This is a genomic window from Floridaenema flaviceps BLCC-F50 (assembly GCF_041929275.2).
In the GTDB taxonomy this organism is placed as follows: Bacteria; Cyanobacteriota; Cyanobacteriia; order Cyanobacteriales; family Aerosakkonemataceae; genus Floridanema; species Floridanema flaviceps.
On record NZ_JBHFNR020000001.1, the window covers coordinates 3,300,542 to 3,318,360 of the forward strand.

Sequence of the window (17,819 nt, forward strand, 5' to 3'; positions counted from 1 at the left end):
AACGAGGGAACACGAGGGAACGAACGAGGGAACGAGGGAGCCTCTGTTTTGCACCACGAGGCGGAGCCTCTGTTTTTCTCGTTCCCTGGTTGAACCTGGGAACGAGGATTGGGAGGTTCTACCTCCAAAAGTGGAGCAAGATTTGAGTTAAATATTAAAAAATCAATCCCCAAATCATTCCGGCAAGTAATCCAAACCCAATCCAGACGTTTTGGCGAAAGATTTGCCCATAAACGGGTCTTGGTAAATCGGCGTTGCGTAATTGGGAATAATGCCAAATCCAGCCAACTACGGCGGCGACAAAAGCTAACCAAAAGCCGAAATGTAGCTGCATATCTATCCCTAACCAAGCTAGCAAAAAAGCAGTGCCAAAAAAGAAAATTCCCACTGCTTCTGGTGCAAATTGACCAAAAAATAAAGCACTCGAATTAATCCCAATGCGGCGATCGTCTTCTTTGTCACTCATGGCATAAACCGTATCAAATCCCAGCGTCCAAAATACTGTCGCACCCCAAAGTAACCAAGTATCAAATTCTAAATTTCCTACTGCTGCACTCCAACTAATTAATACCGCAAAACCCCAAGCAATTGATAACACTAATTGGGGAATAGGAAACACTCGTTTAGCTGTAGGGTAAAAAATAATTACGGGAATTGCAGCGACGCATAACCAAAAGCTTAAAGGATTTAGATAAAATGCTAACACACCTGCACAACATAAAGCGATAATCGCGATCGCAATTCCGGTGCGAATAGATAAAGCGCGAGAAGCGAGAGGACGTTCTTTGGTTCTTTCCACTTGCGGATCGATATCACGATCCCACAAATCATTCACCACACAACCAGCTGCACTTGTAGCTAAACTCCCTAAGACTATTACCCCGACGAGTAGCGCTGGTGGTGTGCCCCTAGCAGCCAAAAACACTGCCCAAAGTGCAGGTATCATTAAAATTAAACGTCCTGCTGGTTTATCCCATCTCAACAGTCGAATTATGGTAGCGCCGGGAAAGTTTTGCTGTGTGTCTTGAGTGAGCATAGTTTGACTACGATATCAATACTTTACCTGTTATTTTTGTAACTCAATTATACAAGATATATACCTCTTTCTGTTATGTTGTTGTTGTTATAAGTAGGTGCAAATAAATAAAGTGAAAATAGTTATCTATCAATGGGGCGGGCTAGGAGAGCCCGACGAGAGTTTTACGCTAACCTAGAAATTCAAAAAGAGTAAAACTTTGGGAGTAAAACTTTAAGATCAAATATATTCTGGAGTAAACAATATGGAATTCGCTGTTTGCATCAATAACACAAATTACTCAGCTTCCTTAGAAGTTCGCAAAATTTATCAAGTTTTACCCGACCCTCAAGCCAACAATCATAAAATGATTCGCGTCATTGATGAATCGGGAGAAGATTATTTATACCCTAGCAGTTACTTTATGCCGATCGATTTATCTGAATCCCTTCAACAAGCACTTGCTACCTGCTTCTAAAATAAACTCAAAAACCGAGTTTATGCTCCCGTTCATCGAGCGATTAAAATTGGTTTACCATTGAGAAGCGTTGATGTATCGATCGCTCAATAAAATGGTAGAATTAGTGCAGTATATGAGATTATTTTGAGTTAGTCAAAAGAGAAAAAATATGAGATTTATTAGTCCCAAAGTCGATTATGCTTTTAAAAAAATCTTCGGTTCTTCCCAAAGCCAAGAAATCTTAATCAGCTTTCTCAACGCCATTATTTATGAAGGCGAGAAAGTCATTCAATCCTTAACCATTGTCAACCCTTATAATCCCGGTCAAATCCTCAGTTTAAAAGAAACATATTTAGATGTCAAAGCTATTTTAAATGATGGTTCTATCGTCCTCATAGAAATGCAAATAGCGCGAGTAAGTGCTTTCAGCAAAAGGATAATTTATAACCTGGGAAAAGCTTATACAAATCAACTAGGGATAGGCGAAAATTACCTCAGTCTTACCCCAGTAATTGGCGTGACAATAACTGATTTTATTCTGTTTAACGAAACTCCCGATGTCATCACCGAATTTGTGTTTCAGGAAAAGACGAAAAAATTTCCCTATCCCGATGCTGAATTGCAGATGATATTTATAGAATTGCCGAAATTTAAGAAAAAATTGTCAGAGTTAACAAGTTTAAGCGAGCGGTGGATTTATTTTATTAAAGAAGCAGCCACCTTAGATGAAATTCCCCAAACTTTAGGAGAAGTCAGCGAAATCGAACTGGCGTTAAATATTGCCAATCAAGCTAACTTGACAGTAGAAGAGTTAGAAGTAGTAGAACGCCGAGCGATGATGTTACAAGATGAAAAAGGACGGCTAACTTATGCCAAAGAAGAAGGGAGAGAAGAAGGCAGAAAAGAAGGCGAACAACAGGGAAAATCGCGATTAATAATCCGTCAACTGAAAAAGCGTTTTGGAGAAATATCAGAGGCGATAACGAGCCAAATTGAAAACTTATCTATTCAATATTTGGAAAGTTTAGGAGAAGATTTTTTAGACTTTAACAGTCTATCAGATTTGGAAAGATGGTTGGAAAGGCGTATTTAGGAAGTACTCGTTTTATCGATCGCTTATCCTAGAAATCCAATAATGCCAGCATGAAGGGCGTATGGATATTCTCTCACTGCCATCTAATGAATTTGAGCAGCTGAAAAAATGGTTGTTCGACTTAGATTATGAACGCTGGGACGAACAGCTAGAGCAGGACATTGCAGAGGGTAAATTAGAGGCATTAGCGCAAGAGGCGATCGCAGAGTTTGAAGCAGGACATTTTATCCATCGCCAGGAAAGTAGGCGAAAAACTGATATTATTCCTGAAGGGAGGGGGTGAAGGCTCTCACCCTAAATACAATTTTTATGGGAAATCCTGTTGTGGAAAATCAGGTAAATATTCCTAGTGCTACTGGGGAAAAAAATCGCATTCTCGCTGCTATTGATATAGGGACTAATTCGATTCACATGGTAGTGGTACGAATTATGCCGGAACTACCAGCTTTTATGATTATTGAACGGGAAAAAGATACAGTCAGGTTAGGCGATCGCGATCCCGATACCCACAATTTAAAACCGGAAGCAATGGAAAGGGCAATTTCGACTTTACATCGTTGTCGAAAACTTGCCAAAACTTTGAATGCAGAACAAGTTATTGCTGTGGCGACTAGTGCGGTACGCGAAGCACCTAATGGGCGAGATTTTCTCAAGCAAGTAGAAGCGGAAACTGGGTTATTTGTCGATCTAATTTCTGGACAAGAGGAAGCAAGAAGGATTTATTTAGGCGTTTTGTCGGGGATGGAATTTAATAACCAACCCCATATTATTATTGATATTGGCGGTGGTTCTACTGAATTAATTTTAGGAGATAGTCACGAAGGGCGATCGCTTAGTAGTACCAAAGTTGGTGCAGTCAGACTTAGCGCTGAATTTATTAGCACCGATCCGATTAGTAACTCGGAATTTTATTACCTGCAAGCTTACATTCGGGTAATGTTAGAAAGAGCAGTTGACGATCTAAAAGCTAATTTAAAACCTGGTGAATCTCCCCGTTTAGTCGGAACTTCGGGGACAATTGAAGCTTTAGCGATGATTCACGCTAGGGAAAAATTTGGCATGATTCCTAACCCTTTGAATGGCTATCAATTTAGCTTAAAAGATTTAGGAGAAATTGTAAATCGCCTTCGCAAAATGAATAACTCAGAACGTGCTGCTATACCGGGAATGTCCGATCGGCGATCGGAAATTATTTTAGCGGGCGCTTTAATTTTACAAGAAGCGATGTCTTTATTAGGCACAGAAAGTATTACTATTTGTGAGCGAAGTTTGCGGGAAGGTGTCATAGTTGATTGGATGCTGACTCATGGTTTAATTGAAGATCGGTTGCGCTATCAAAGTTCAGTTAGAGAACGCAGCGTATTCCAATCTGCTCAAAAATATCGAGTTGATTTAACACATAGTCAAAGAGTCGCGGAATTTGCGCTAAGTATCTTCGATAAAACTAAAGGTAAGTTACATAATTGGGGAGAGTTAGAAAGAGAATTACTCTGGGCAGGTGCTATTTTACATAATAGCGGACACTATGTTAGTCATTCATCACACCACAAGCATTCTTACTATTTAATTCGCTATAGCGAGTTACTTGGTTACACGGAAACTGAAATCGAACTAATTGCTAATTTAGCTCGGTATCACCGCAAAAGTACCCCCAAGAAAAAACATGAAAACTATCGGAATTTACCTACAAAAGAATATCGCCAAATGGTGAGTCAATTAAGTGCTTTCCTGCGAATAGCGGTAGCATTAGATAGAAGACAAATTGGTGCTATTAGTCGCTTGGAGTGTGAGTACCTCCCCCAATTGGCAGAATTGCGCTTAAAACTTTTCCCTTCTTTCCCAGATGATGATTGCGCCTTAGAACTTTGGAGTTTAAATTATAAGAAAGATGCTTTTGAAGCTGAGTATAGCTTGAAATTAGTTGCTCAATTGGAACCTACTGCTGTTACTGTTGGTTAAGGATACAAATAACTTGTCGAAGTTGAGATGGCGCGATCGACCCTCGATCTGCGAAAATGAAAGTTCATGAAAACAAACAGCCTGTTTTATCACCTATTGCAAAATTTTCCTAGTGTCTTTTTTGAACTGATTGGACACCCGCCCACAGAAACCAGCGGCTATGAGTTTCAATCTGTCGAAATTAAAGGTACAAATCAAAGAATTGATGGCATATTTATTCCCGCTAAACGCACCCGTCAACCAATTTATTTTGTTGGCGTACAATCTCAATTCGATGAAGATTTTTACTATCGATTTTTTACGGAAATCTTTCTTTATTTAGATCAAAATAAATCTAACAGAGATTGGTTTGCTGTGGCGGTTTATCCCCGTCGCCTGATTGAATCAGTAGTCCCAAGACCTTACCAATGGTTAATAGAAAGTGACCATATCAAGCGTTTGTACTTAGATGAATTAGGACTGGTTGCTAATCAATCATTGGGTTTGGGAATGTTAAAATTACTGGTGGAAGATGAAGCTAAAGCTCAACAAAGAGCCGAGTATTTAATTCATCAAATCCAGCAACTAAGTTCCAGTAAAGAACAAGCAACCTTGGCGGATTTATTGACAACAGTTTTAACATATAAATTCCCACAATTGGGAATTCAGGAGTTAACGAAAATGTTTGAATTAAGCGAATTAAAACAAAGCAAACTTTATCAAGAAGCTAAGACAGAAGGAAAATTAGAAACGGTTCCTCTGTTATTAGAATTAGGATTGAGCGTGGAGAGAATTGCTCAAGAATTACATTTAGATCTTGTCCAAGTGAAACAAGCGGCTAAAGAATTAGCTGGTCAAGAAACCACTTTGGAATAGCTGTTTTGGGGACTGGGGACTGGGGACTGGGGACTGGGGACTGGGGATTGAGGAATTTGTGTGAGTTGACACTCTCCGACCTAAAGGTACGGAGATTCTTAGTTCATCGAGTCCACTTAATACAGAAAATTACTTTTGAGCACCAGAGGTGGTTCTCTCCCTAAGCGTTTAATAGTTCGGGTATGCCCTACCCTACTTGAGAATACTAATATTGTGTTCTCTGTACTTGGTGCTTAAAGATTTTACCTGAACAAGCATTCCTGTTCAGAACCTCATATCTTTAGTTTTGAAGGTTCAATGTATCCGTTAGATACGAGGTTTTTAGAGAGGTTAATTACCTTTCCTCTGGAATCCACTGTAGCATATAAAGCCGTCCTTCTAGGACGGGGTTTTAAACCTAATTTTTTGATAAAGAACTGGCATAATGAAAAATAAATTTCGCGTAAAATTCCACAGGTGTTAAGACCACCAAAAATCACCAAGTCTTGAATTTGCTCAGGGTAAAGCCCAGGACTGTTTAATTTCCCCGCAGTGTTTGATACCTGTAGGAAGCATAAGTGTCAAAAATTGCCCCTACGACAGCGAAAGCAAACCCGATCGCAAAAACTCCTTCCATCGGGGAACCATCACCAAAAATTTCCAGAAACCTCGCCAGTCCCTCTATCCCAGACTGACAAAGAATTTCAAAACCGGGAACAAAACCCACCAAAGACAGACCAACTAAGATTGCACCAATCAGAAATACTGGAGCAACGAAGCTGAAAGCAGTGGTCAGCAGTAAGCGAAAGAACTTCGGTAGAATACTCATGTTCGGAAATGATATTGCAATTGAACTGAGTCACGGCAAGTTGATTGATTAACCTTGCCAATATATACAATAAGCGCTATACCCGAATTCTGACCCAAAGTTTAAAAATCTTAAATCTTCCTTAAGAAATCGTAGGGTAAAGCACAAGTTTTGTAATAAAGCCAGTTGCTAGTTATGAGCTTAAACATTTTCGATCCCCCTAAATCCCCCTTACTAAGGGGGACTTTGAAACGGTTTTTCCCTCTGGGGTAAGGAGGACTGTGAAAGGGTTTTTCCCTTGGGTAAGGAGGACTGAGAATCGGTTTTTCCCTTGGGTAAGGAGGACTGTGAATCGGTTTTCCCTCTTGGGTAAGGAGCACTGTGAATCGGTTTCCCCCCTTGGTAAGGGGGGTTAGGGGGGATCGGACCGACAATATTTGGGCTATTAGTGTAAAGCGGAACAGAGAAGAATATAGTGAGCCAAACAAGTTCTAATTCAGATTTAGAGAAATGGGGGCGGCGTTTAGTAGCGGCGATTTTCCTGGGTGGACAAGTTATAGTCCATTTACTCAAGGGTAAAATTCATCGGCGCAACACCTTAGAACAAATGGCAACAGTTGGGCCAGAATCATTATTAATTGCCTTGATCACAGCTGCTTTTGTCGGGATGGTGTTTACAGTGCAGGTGGCGCGAGAGTTCATCAGTTTGGGCGCAGGTAACACCGTCGGCGGAGTTTTAGCATTAGCCTTAGCCCGTGAACTCGCACCGATTCTGACTGCGGTAGTATTAGCAGGGAGAATTGGTTCAGCTTTTGCGGCGGAAATTGGCACAATGAGAGTCACAGAACAAATAGATGCTCTGTATATGTTAAAAACCGATCCGATCGACTATTTAGTGATTCCCCGTGCGATCGCCTGTTGCTTAATGCTGCCAATTTTAACGCTCATGAGTTTAATCACTGGCTTGTTTGGTGGGTTAATCATTTCTAGTACCCTATATGGAATCTCGGAGTCAGTATTTTTAGATTCCGTGCGGGGATTTTTTTCTCTCAGTTTGGGATATTTGTAGTGGCGAGATTAAAGCTTTTTGCTTTGGCGCTTTAATTGCGATCGTCGGTTGTAGTTGGGGTTTGACTACTTCCGGCGGTGCCAAAGGTGTGGGACAATCAACCACAACCGCTGTAGTAACTGCCTTGCTAGCGATCTTTATTAGCAACTTCTTTTTAAGTTGGTTAATGTTCCAAGGAACAGGCAGTGCGGTTTTTCAAAGTTTGTGAGTCAGGGGACTGGGGACTGGGGACTGGGAAAGTTCCAAGGAACAGGCAGTGCGGTTTTTCAAAGTTTATGAGATACTGACCATTTAAAATAGTAATGGTTTGTGTTTGTAAGTTAGGAAGGAAAGACGGTGACTACGGCTACTCCGATCGGATCGCAACAAACTGTTGAATTAGCTCCCAGCTACACCATACCTTTAGTTTTAGTTTTGGGCGCAATACCATTGATCGTCGTGCTACCTTGGCTGAGTTTGGTAATTGCGGTTTTTGGCTTGTTCCTGTTGTTCCAAACTGTCACCATTCGGCTAAAATTTACCCCAACAGCTTTAGAAGTGTATCGCTCTCAAAAATTGATTCGCAACTTTCCTTACTCCGAATGGCAAAATTGGCGGATATTTTGGCCTCCTGTACCAATTTTGTTCTACTTTAAAGAAGTTAAAAGCATTCACTTTTTGCCGATTATTTTCGATCCTCAAATGCTACAAACCTGTTTAGAACAGCGCTGTCCCCGGAATTAGTTGTTATTTGTTATTACTTTAAATGAATTCAGACTCATCCCCTTTGCAAAAATCAGACTCAGAACCGAATATCGATCCTTGGGCAGATCCCCCAAAGGAAACTACCACAGTTGAAGCTATTCCCACACCATTGCAAATTCCCACAACTGATTTGAATCCAGTAGTAATATTGAGTAATTCCTCACCAGAAAATGAAGTAAATACCTGGGAACAAAGAGTAGCCCAATTGCAGCAGCAAGAACGAATGCTCAAACAACAGATTGCTAGTTTGCAAGGTGACTACACGCAACAAATAGCAGAAATGCAAACTGCTATGAGTCGGGTAGTGCAAGAAAGTTTGCTTTCTTTAGAACAAAGGCGACAAACTTTACAATTAGCAGTAGAACAATTAGAACGTCGCCAAGAACGCATTCGCCAGGAAATGAAAACGACTTTTGCAGGTGTTTCCCAAGATTTAGCAATTCGCGTTCAAGGTTTTAAAGATTATTTAGTCGGGAGTTTACAAGATTTAGCAACGGCGGCGGAACAATTAGATTTAGTTCCCCAAACTGATGAATCAGAAATGGTGGAAGTTAAAGAGGCGAAACCAGCAAAAGATACCTCTGGAACTCCTCAATTTGCTGAACAAGGTTTTGAGGAGCAAGCAAAGAGAATTCGCAGATTATTAGATCAATATCGCACTCGCCCAGATTATTATGGCCCGCCTTGGCAATTGCGTCGTACTTTTGAACCAATTCATGCCGAAAGAGCTTCTCAATGGTTCTTTACTCAAGGTGGGAAGGGTGCGTTGCGATCGCTAGGAACTCGCTTACAAAATATCTTGGTTGCTTCGTCGATCGTTTCGGTTTTAACAGATCTGTATGACGATCGCCTCCGCACTTTAATTTTGGCAAATAGTCCCGAACGTTTGGGAGAGTGGCGACGCGGTTTACAAGACTGTTTAGGCATCTCTCGCGGCGATTTTGGGCCCGATCAAGGTTTGGTATTATTTGAAGCGCCAGAACCTCTGGCAATCAAAGCAGAAAGGATAGTTAAAGAAGGAGATTTGCCGTTAATTATTATTGATGAAACAGAAGATAAAATTAATCTTTCTGTGCTGCAATTTCCCCTTTGGTTAGCCTTTGCACCCGATCCGCAATCTCCTAACTATTCTTCCGATCGGTATTAGTTGGGGATGATGGCGAGGTTGGGGATGATGGCGAGGTTGGGTAAGGGAATAAACATACCTTCTCAGATCCCCCAACCCCCGAACCCAAGGGGGCTTTACAGATCCCCCAACCCCCGAACCCAAGGGGGCTTTACAGATCCCCCCCTTAGTAAGGGGGGTTAGGGGGGATCTAGGTTTCAGGGTTCAGTGCATAAGTCCTAAAGTATTAAAAAATTTACTGCAAAAAAGGTGATTGTTGTGGGGATAGCTATTAGTGTTGGGTTGTTGTTAGTGGCTTATTTGTTGGGTTCTTTTCCCACAGGTTTTTTAGCTGCTAAATTGTTGAAAGGTATTGATATTCGGGAGCAAGGTTCCGGTTCTATTGGCGCAACAAATGTCCTGCGAACTTTGGGGAAAGGGCCTGCAATTGTTGTATTGTTAGTGGATGCGTTGAAGGGTGCTTTGGCGATCGCTCTAGCAAACTGGATTTATCCTTTTACTAATAACCAAATACCTTTACCTTGGTTAGTTACTTTAGCCGGATTATTCGCTGTCATCGGGCACAGTTTACCCATTTGGTTGAATTTCAAAGGCGGAAAATCTGTGGCTACAAGTTTGGGCATTCTGTTAGCAATGTCTTGGCAAGTAGGTTTAGCAACTTTGGGTGTTTTTGCGTTTGTGGTGGCAATTACAAGGATTGTTTCGATTAGTTCGATTGCGGGTGCGATCGCAGTTTCCCTATTCATGATTTTGTTTAAACAACCACTGCCATATTTAATATTTTCCTTAGCTGGAGGTGCTTATGTAATTTGGCGACACCGCAGCAATATTCAAAGAATAATTGCAGGTACAGAACCGAAAATTGGGCAAAAATTAGTCACTGAAACCGAGCAAACTACTTAGAAACAGAAAGAATCATCAGGAAAATAGACTTCGTGCGGAATTACGATGATATCATGTCCGGTCGATTACCCATAATTAGGAGTAGAGACACGGCATAATTAACTTTATCTGTTTGTCCAAAATATTTATGATGCCGTGTCCCTACGCAACAACGTGGTGAGTTTTTATTGTGGGTAATTCAACGGACATGAGATGAAATTCTTTTTGGATCACAGGTTGACTAATTTTGTTATGTTCTTAACAGAACCTAATAAAGCCAAGTTTTTCAAGTTGGAAATCTAAATAATTCTCCAAGATGTCTAATGTAATTTACTCGCTTATTCTAAGTTTAGAGTGTAAGTCTCGGTTAAACTGCATATTTAGTCAAATGTCGATGGTTTGCTGCCAAGTATTTGTTGTGTTTGGGTATCACTAACCAGTGTTTCTGAAATATTACCTAAAAAACAAATCGCGTTTTGATCTACTTGATAACCCCATTGGCGCAAATATTCACACACACCTGAAACAATCTGTGCTGCTTGTTCCCAGTCTTCTGCTTGACAAGCATGATAGTGTGCTTGAATTAGAGGTTTAATATCTTCAATATTTTGCCATTCGGTTTCTGGTTTAAGAGGAAATTTTAAAAAGTAATGGTAGGCTTGTCTATGAGCCTTAAGGAGATGTTCGTAGTTTTGAGATAATATTCGATATGCTTTTTCTTGAATGATGGGATGAATTTGATAGCATTGTTTTACTGGGTGATAATAAAGTAATTGCCGACGTTTGAGGGCACGGAGGATGTTTTCTTTAAGTTCATATCGGCTTACCTCTGGCATTTGAGCCGCAATAGCATTATAGTTTAGGTTAAATTCTGAAGTTCGGTAAACAGAAAGTCGGCTAATACAATTTCTTTCTAACTCGCTGAGGCGCTGAAATATTTGCTCAAGGAAATTGTCAATTTCTTGAATGAGCAACCAGTCTCTATCTTGCAAAAATTTGCCGACGTTTCCCTGATATTCCTCATTATTACAAATTAAGTTGGCAATGAGTTGCAACGCTTTAGGGTGTCCTTGATAGCGATCGCTAAGTTCAGCTAATTCTGAAACCTCTCCTCCTTTCGGTGAAGGAAAAGAGTTAGGGAGGTTAGGTTCTAATTCTTGCGGTGTGTCAGTTAGATTAAAAGATTGCAATAGTGCAATTCCGGTATCTCGATCTAATCCAGTCAGCACAATTTCACGGGTAACAGTTGGGGGTAATTCTGCCAAGCTTTCCCGACTGATGAATAACAATTTGCTTTGATGTTCGGTGTCTAATAGTTGTTTAAATAACCAGGCATATTCTGTGTATGTTTCATCAAAATAGCCAGCCGTTTGTGCTAAACCAGTTTTTAAGATTGTTTCGACACTATCAAAGACAATCAGATAAGGTTTTTCTTTTACCAGTTTTATGAATTGCTCGATTTTTTGATGACAATCATTCGGTTTGGATAGAGCGATCGTGGTATCTGTATGGGAAAGGACACTGAAGAGGGAATCTATAAATACGACAAAATTCGGGGGTATATCACCACTTGTTTGTAAAGTTTGCCATGCAGCGGCGACAAAAGGTGTAGTTTCTCCTTGCAATTGGCGAACAAGTTGACTGGCAAGAGTGCTTTTGCCGATTCCAGGTAATCCAATAATAGAAATTCCGATAATGTTTGGATTGAAAAGGTGTTTTTTTATCGCTTCAATTTCTCTGGTGCTACCTACCCAATTTCTCACAGGGGGTAGGTTTTCTGGAAGTGCGAAGTTAGTATTTTTTTCACAAAGTATGGGTAAATCTGCGATCGCAGATGCTAAGAGTAATTCCGGTTCTTTAATTTCTCGCTCAACAATGTCTTGCCAGTTTTTTACACCAACAGCTTTACAAATATCTATAAATGTTTCTCGTCGAATTGGCTGCCGCGCCCAAAACCGTTTTAAGGTGGCTTTTGAAGTTAAGGCTGCCTGACACCAGAGATCATCTACTTTATTCCATCCCAGGTTTCGTCGTACCAGGTCAATTATTTTTAGCCCCTCTTCAGATCCTCTGAGCAAGCCAGCCATTTTACTCCTATAACACAATTGCGATCGACTTGAATTATACCTCAGCTTCGAGAGCCGAACAGTAAGCCAAATGAGCCAAATGAGCCAAATGAGCCAAATGATTGAGCCAAATAGTGAGCCAAAAAGTTAAACATTTAAGTAATTGCCAAGGGTAGTCTAGGAATTCAGGCACCCAAATGCCACAAATCCTTCCGTACTCTTGATATGACAGACGCAGCCTTACTCAGAGAAAAAAAATTTCCGCACAACGTTGTATACGAATTCGATCGCTCCAAGCAGATTAGAACGTTTATTTTAGAAAGCAGTCACCGAGCCTTAATTTTTGTCTGCGAAGACAACCTGGGATCTGAGGAAGCATTACTGGATTTATCGGTACTAGAGAAGTTACTAGAATCATCGCCAGTTACATACAACCCTGGTGGAGTAGTAGATGCACTTTCGCTTGTTGCTAAAGGGAATATAGAAAGAGTAATTCTTGATGAATCGGTTTTCGATCGAGATGTTGTCTATCTGCAAACAGTCGGACGGAATGCTGCTATTGAAATTCGACCAGATGACTTGCGAAAAATTCTGGCAGATTTAGGTTTTGACTCTGAATCTGATAAGCCAAAATTAATTAGTTATGATTTTGGTTACGCCGCAAGTGACGACAGTAGCAAACACAGAGTAATTTCCGGCATCCAGCCGTCAGGGGATATGACGCTGGGCAACTATTTAGGAGCAATTATTAACTGGAAAAAGCAGATTGAAAAGTATGATGAAAATTTCTTTTTCCTAGCCGATTTGCACAGTTTGACTGTGTTACCTGACCCAGCCGATCTGCGAAATAGAATTCGCCAAACTGTGATGACATTAATTGCTTGCGGTCTCGATCTAGAGAAAGCTGCACTGTTTCGTCAGAGCGATTTAGGCGGTTATCATGCTGAACTTGCCTGGGTTTTTAGCTGCTTAACTCCAGAAGGTCGGTTAGAGCAAATGACTCAATTTAAGGATAAAGCACAAAAGCAGCAAATGGTGGGTGCAGGTTTAAAAACTTACCCAATTTTGATGGCAGCAGATATTTCTTTATATCAAGCAACTCTTGTGCCTGTAGGAGAGGATCAGCGGCAACACTTAGAATTATGCCGCGAAATTGTGCGGCGATTTAATAACCGTTATGGTTATACAATGCCTGTGCCACAGCCTAAAGTGCCTGAAGTTTTAGCGCGTGTAATGAGTCTGACAGATGGCACAAAGAAGATGTCAAAGTCAGATGAAAATCGAGACAGTTGTATCTACTTGTTAGATAGTCCAGATGAAATTAATCGCAAAATTAAACGGGCGAAAACCGACCCGAATCCTACATTAAGCTTTGACGAAAATCGCCCTGAAGTTTTTAATCTGTTAAGTATCTATCAAGTTTTATCAGGTAAGGAAAAGGAAGCAGTTGAAGCTAACTTTGAAGGCAAGGGTGCAGCGGCACTCAAAAAAGAATTGACAGAATTGTTGGTTGAGGATTTAAAACCAATTCGAGAAAAATACAACGAGTTGACTACTAATCCCAGTTTAGTAGATGCTGTTTTGCAAAAAGGTAAGGAGCGGGTAGAAACAATTGCTAAACAGACTTTGGCGATCGCAAAACAGCGTGTAGGTTTATAATTATGCGACGTTTAAGAAGTAACGTCCTCGCTGTTGGATTGCTTGCCGCATTTTGTACGGCTATTTTCAGAGGTTTAGATAACTTCACCGTACATAATCTTATTACTGCTCCCGATAAGTTAACTGCGGCATTTGCTTACCTCATTATTGGCGGTTGGACTGGTGTAATAGCGGGAACATTCTTCTCATTAATTTTAGGGAGAAAACTCATCGATGATAAGTTTAGGAAGATTGTCTTTAACAACCGCCAGATGCACTGGTCTGCATTCATATCTGGGAGTATATCAGCAGGTAGTACACTTTTTATTTTGCTAGGCAATCAACTTGGCGATCCCAGCGTCATAGTAGCACTTTCCAGTCTTACTATTGTCTACACAATTTTGTACGACCTATCCACAGGACAAGCAGACTGGAAATACCTTTTTCTGCCATCGATTGTCACCATTACAGGTGGTATGATGGCTGGTTTTAGTGGGTCGCTATCAGTAACAGCTATAGGTCTTTTCTATGTCGTTGTTGTTTCTAATGGTTTAGGTGCATTTTCAGAAATAATTGAACAAAAGGGAGTTCGTGCTAGCGATAGTGTCAACCTTTTCATTTGGCGTTTTTTCTGGCTTGCTCTAACTGGCACTATCCTTGCCATTGTGGTTTCTTTGCCGCGTGGATATTTTAGTTTACTTGTAACAACAATTAAACAGGGAATGATTCATTTACCTTGGGTTATTACCACTATGTTTTTTGTCTTTGTTGCTATAGGACTGAAACTTTACTTAAAGGGAACTCAGGCAGTATCGGTAGTTCTATTAATATTATCAGCCCAAATTATTCTGGCATACCCGATTACTATTATTGCCGATCAACTTCAGCCTGGATTGTTTGGTGAACTTCCCACCATTTCAATATGGATGATTAGGATTGTCGGTGCTATTTTAATTATTTTCGGCATTTTTCAACTTAAAATCACCGAAAATATTGAAAATTTATAAAATCCGAATGGTGCTAAAAGAACTATGAACAAACTAACCAAAGACGCAGAGTATTACATAATTGTAGGAGCCACCGGACTCTGCGTTCTCGTATCCATTCTTGACTTTTCAGGACTGTTGAGTGCTATTCCTTGGTTAGCACAAAGAATACCTACATTTATGTTGTTAATGCTGAGTACAGTCTTAGGCTATTTAGTAGTTGAGAGAAAAAATAAGCTAGATGCGATCGAATTACTGACCAAAAGGAAAAGCCAGGATATCTTAGCAAGCATAGCAGAGCAAAAAGAGGAAATAATCAATCTTATACAAAGTGGTGATATTCGTCTGTTTGAACGCCCAGAAGATACCTACTCTTACTTTATCAAGAGAATTCACGAGGCTAAGCGATCTATTGACGTTACACACTTCTCCTCTAATAGACCTCCACGACCCGATCTAACAGATATTCCTAGTAGACATCAATATTATGAAATTCTCTCTAAGGCTGTAAAGGATCGCAATGTTAGACTCAGGCGGGTTCTTCTCGTGAAGGATCGCGAACATATTGAATGGATTAAAGAAGCGCTAACGGAATTTTCTGGATGTCCTTTTTATTTGGGTTGTTATCGTTCACCTTCGCCCGATATTCCTATGATTAGTCTAATGATAATTGATGGAGAAGAGGTTTGCTTAACTGGCGGAGAGAGAGGTCCAACCTGGGATCAAAAAACTATCGTAGTTAAGAACCCTTTCTTTACCAAAGCGATTCAAGAACACTTCGATGTATTATGGCGAAATTCATTGAAACTTAACGAGAGAGGTATTCGTAACCATCTTATAGATGAACTAGAAAAGTCTATTTAAAACTAAAATTTTATTCGCTGAATTAGAAACGATTTTGTGAATTGAATTTAGGCTAGGTAAAAAAGAGAGTAACACAGGTAAATAAAATGCTGGCACAAGATAAAATTTTAGATTTATTGCAACTGCTTAATTCTGACGCTCCATCTCATTGTCATCCTGACGAACTATTAACACAATTACAAAAGATCTATAACTACAATCCAAACCAAATCCGCATTGAAGAAATTGGTCATTCTCGCGATCGCCATCCTCTCTACGCATTGCTGATAGGCGATACAAATAACAAGCCTATCATTGCTGCTACAGGTAACTGTCATGCAGAAGAAGCGATCGGCACAACTACAATTCTAAAACTAGCAGAAGCGATCGCATCCCAACCCGACTTTCAACCCATCCTAGAAAATTACTCTTTTGCCTTTATTCCACAAGCTAACCCCGATGGTACATTAAAAAACTGGGAATGGCTAAAACTCGATCGTCCTACCTACCGCGACTACCTGCGACATTACTATCGAGATAATCGTTCGGAAGATGTTGAGCATGGTATTCCTACACCTGAAACCGCACAAGAATGCCGTCCTGAACCAGAAGCCATTGCTAAATTTTATCGTCGCTTTCCAAGAATTAGTTATTACGTTACTCTCCACTCAGCTAATATCTTTCCGGGGGCGATGTTTCTAGTCAGTCAAAAACCACCAGCCAATATTTCTGAAACCCTGCGTGCAGTTACCCATCAACAAAGTTTATCTTTGTACGAAGACAACGATAATGGCATGGATGGTTTTGAGTTTATCGAATCAGGTTTTTATGGGATTCCCCGCTTTGAAGTGATGCGGGAAAAAATGTTGGCGGGAGGAGATCCAGAACGCATTAAGAAATTTAAGCTTAACTCATTTCAATTAGTTGAAAGCGAATGTCAATGTCCGATGTCTTTAGTATCTGAGCTACCTTACTTTCAAGTGATGGGACTCGATGATTTAACTCCTTTGGCTGATTATATTCCTGTGGCTTGCGATCGCGAAGTCCTCAAACGCAAGCTGGTTGATTTTGAACAGGAAAGTGCCAAGCAGCGAATGAATTTGCTTTCTTGTCTATCAGCCTCTAATTTTTCCTCACCACTGATGGAGTTTTACCAAGAAAAAACTAAATGGTTGCTAGGAAATATAGCAGGCGATCGCCAAGATTGCCACAAAGTCAGGGGATGTCCGACTTTAATCAAAGACTTGCTCGAAGTTCGTATTCGACCTTTGATGCTAGAAGCTGAAGTAGCTGCTATGATGATTCGACTTTACTGTGAATCTGGAGAGAATTCGGATTGTATCCAGTCAGCTATTTCATACTATGAGGAAACATTTAATAACGCTTGCGATCGCATAGACAAAATTACCACAATCAAAACTGTTTCCCTAGCCGATCAAGTCAAAATCCAAGCGGGAATTATTCTATCTGGACTATTAGTAAGCTAAAGGTAGTGCAATGGCTAGAATTTTACTCATTGATAATTATGACAGCTTTACCTACAACGTTTCTCAGTGTTTTAGCGTTCTTAAACTCGGAACAGCTAACCCTATAATTGATGTGATCCGTAACGATCAAATTACTGTAGAAGAGGTGAAAGAAAAAGTGAAAGATGGTCACTATAAAGCAATAGTGATTTCACCTGGGCCAGGTCGCCCTTCAGACGCAGGTATAACAATGGATTTAATTAGGGATCTAGGGGCAAGTTATGAAACTGAAGAAGAATTTTGGCCTGGGATTCCTATTCTTGGTGTTTGTCTGGGACATCAAGCAATTGGTGAAGTATTTGGCGGTCGTGTTATCTTAGCACCTGAGCCAATTCATGGTAGAACTTCACCAATTTATCACCAAGGAAAAGGTATTTTTGCTGGCTTACCCGGATACTTTATGGCAACTCGCTATCACTCGCTGATTGTTGAGGCAGAAACCTTACCCGAAGTGTTAGAAGTTACTGCCAGAACGGAAGATGGCTTAATTATGGGTCTTCAACATCGTGAATATAGATGGATTCAGGGAGTTCAGTTTCATCCTGAAAGCATCTTGACAGACGCTAAGGTTCGTGAAGGGTTATTACAAAACTTTCTTAACCTTATTTCAAATCCTACAGAGGATGAATCTGTTGCTGGAGGTTGGGAGGTATAATTTTTGTAACTGGTTAATTGCTGGAACAGAACCGAAAGTTGGGCAAAAATTAGTAAATGAAACCGAACAAAGTTTAGAGGGCGGTTAAACATCAAAAGTCAACAACGGAAAATAG

The 17,819-nt window shown here is 40.4% G+C and carries 16 protein-coding genes and 1 pseudogene; 14 read left to right on the forward strand and 3 right to left on the reverse strand.

Annotated elements, in window-relative coordinates:
- Nucleotides 1-154: 154 nt before the first annotated feature.
- Nucleotides 155-1,036: a 4-hydroxybenzoate solanesyltransferase gene (locus ACE1CI_RS15930; RefSeq protein ID WP_413267168.1), complete on the reverse strand. Its 882-nt coding sequence runs from the start codon at nucleotides 1,034-1,036 to the stop codon at nucleotides 155-157.
- A 244-nt stretch (nucleotides 1,037-1,280) separates the two neighbouring features.
- Here ACE1CI_RS15930 and ACE1CI_RS15935 point away from each other — a divergent pair, with 244 nt between their 5' ends.
- The 5 genes from ACE1CI_RS15935 to ACE1CI_RS15955 all read left to right on the forward strand — a co-directional run bounded on the left by ACE1CI_RS15935 (nucleotide 1,281) and on the right by ACE1CI_RS15955 (nucleotide 5,382).
- A complete protein-coding gene (locus ACE1CI_RS15935; protein WP_413267167.1) occupies nucleotides 1,281-1,493 on the forward strand; it encodes a hypothetical protein in 213 nt (70 codons plus the stop codon).
- 151 nt (nucleotides 1,494-1,644) lie between these two features.
- Nucleotides 1,645-2,568 carry an Rpn family recombination-promoting nuclease/putative transposase gene (locus ACE1CI_RS15940; RefSeq protein ID WP_413267166.1) on the forward strand — a complete coding sequence of 308 codons (924 nt, stop codon included), beginning with the start codon at nucleotides 1,645-1,647 and terminating at the stop codon, nucleotides 2,566-2,568.
- A 61-nt stretch (nucleotides 2,569-2,629) separates the two neighbouring features.
- Nucleotides 2,630-2,851 (forward strand): hypothetical protein, encoded by a 222-nt coding sequence (locus ACE1CI_RS15945; RefSeq protein ID WP_413267165.1) that lies wholly within the window; start codon nucleotides 2,630-2,632, stop codon nucleotides 2,849-2,851.
- A 26-nt stretch (nucleotides 2,852-2,877) separates the two neighbouring features.
- On the forward strand, nucleotides 2,878-4,527 hold the full coding sequence (locus ACE1CI_RS15950) for a Ppx/GppA phosphatase family protein (RefSeq protein WP_413267164.1): 1,650 nt from the start codon (nucleotides 2,878-2,880) through the stop codon (nucleotides 4,525-4,527).
- A gap of 66 nt (nucleotides 4,528-4,593) precedes the next feature.
- Nucleotides 4,594-5,382, forward strand: coding sequence for an Rpn family recombination-promoting nuclease/putative transposase (locus tag ACE1CI_RS15955; protein WP_413267163.1), 789 nt, complete (start codon nucleotides 4,594-4,596; stop codon nucleotides 5,380-5,382).
- Nucleotides 5,383-5,899: 517 nt separating this feature from the next.
- Here the strand turns inward: ACE1CI_RS15955 and ACE1CI_RS15960 are convergent.
- Nucleotides 5,900-6,190, reverse strand: coding sequence for a hypothetical protein (locus tag ACE1CI_RS15960; protein ID WP_413267162.1), 291 nt, complete (start codon nucleotides 6,188-6,190; stop codon nucleotides 5,900-5,902).
- Nucleotides 6,191-6,644: 454 nt separating this feature from the next.
- Between ACE1CI_RS15960 and ACE1CI_RS15965 the strand changes: the two are divergent.
- The 4 genes and pseudogenes from ACE1CI_RS15965 to plsY all read left to right on the forward strand — a co-directional run bounded on the left by ACE1CI_RS15965 (nucleotide 6,645) and on the right by plsY (nucleotide 10,011).
- A pseudogene (locus ACE1CI_RS15965) lies at nucleotides 6,645-7,446 on the forward strand (MlaE family lipid ABC transporter permease subunit).
- Nucleotides 7,447-7,574: 128 nt separating this feature from the next.
- On the forward strand, nucleotides 7,575-7,961 hold the full coding sequence (locus ACE1CI_RS15970; RefSeq protein ID WP_413267160.1) for a DUF3119 family protein: 387 nt from the start codon (nucleotides 7,575-7,577) through the stop codon (nucleotides 7,959-7,961).
- Nucleotides 7,962-7,983: 22 nt separating this feature from the next.
- Complete coding sequence (locus tag ACE1CI_RS15975) at nucleotides 7,984-9,129, forward strand: DUF3086 domain-containing protein (protein ID WP_413267159.1); 1,146 nt, start codon at nucleotides 7,984-7,986, stop codon at nucleotides 9,127-9,129.
- Nucleotides 9,130-9,360: 231 nt separating this feature from the next.
- Entirely contained in the window at nucleotides 9,361-10,011 is a 651-nt protein-coding gene (gene plsY / locus ACE1CI_RS15980; RefSeq protein WP_413267176.1) for a glycerol-3-phosphate 1-O-acyltransferase PlsY, read from the forward strand.
- Nucleotides 10,012-10,370: 359 nt separating this feature from the next.
- On the opposite strand, the gene ACE1CI_RS15985 is transcribed toward plsY, so the two are convergent.
- Nucleotides 10,371-12,077 (reverse strand): NB-ARC domain-containing protein, encoded by a 1,707-nt coding sequence (locus ACE1CI_RS15985; protein WP_413267158.1) that lies wholly within the window; start codon nucleotides 12,075-12,077, stop codon nucleotides 10,371-10,373.
- A 204-nt stretch (nucleotides 12,078-12,281) separates the two neighbouring features.
- Here ACE1CI_RS15985 and trpS point away from each other — a divergent pair, with 204 nt between their 5' ends.
- The 5 genes from trpS (at nucleotide 12,282) to ACE1CI_RS16010 (ending at nucleotide 17,704) form a co-directional block, all read left to right on the forward strand.
- A complete protein-coding gene (gene trpS / locus ACE1CI_RS15990) occupies nucleotides 12,282-13,715 on the forward strand; it encodes a tryptophan--tRNA ligase (RefSeq protein WP_413267157.1) in 1,434 nt (477 codons plus the stop codon).
- 2 nt (nucleotides 13,716-13,717) lie between these two features.
- Nucleotides 13,718-14,701: a hypothetical protein gene (locus ACE1CI_RS15995; RefSeq protein WP_413267156.1), complete on the forward strand. Its 984-nt coding sequence runs from the start codon at nucleotides 13,718-13,720 to the stop codon at nucleotides 14,699-14,701.
- Nucleotides 14,702-14,725: 24 nt separating this feature from the next.
- Nucleotides 14,726-15,544 carry a hypothetical protein gene (locus ACE1CI_RS16000; RefSeq protein WP_413267155.1) on the forward strand — a complete coding sequence of 273 codons (819 nt, stop codon included), beginning with the start codon at nucleotides 14,726-14,728 and terminating at the stop codon, nucleotides 15,542-15,544.
- An 86-nt stretch (nucleotides 15,545-15,630) separates the two neighbouring features.
- Nucleotides 15,631-17,010, forward strand: coding sequence for a M14 family zinc carboxypeptidase (locus ACE1CI_RS16005; RefSeq protein WP_413267154.1), 1,380 nt, complete (start codon nucleotides 15,631-15,633; stop codon nucleotides 17,008-17,010).
- 10 nt (nucleotides 17,011-17,020) lie between these two features.
- Nucleotides 17,021-17,704, forward strand: a complete 684-nt coding sequence (locus tag ACE1CI_RS16010) for an anthranilate synthase component II (protein ID WP_413267153.1) — start codon at nucleotides 17,021-17,023, stop codon at nucleotides 17,702-17,704.
- The last annotated feature ends 115 nt before the right edge of the window (nucleotides 17,705-17,819 follow it).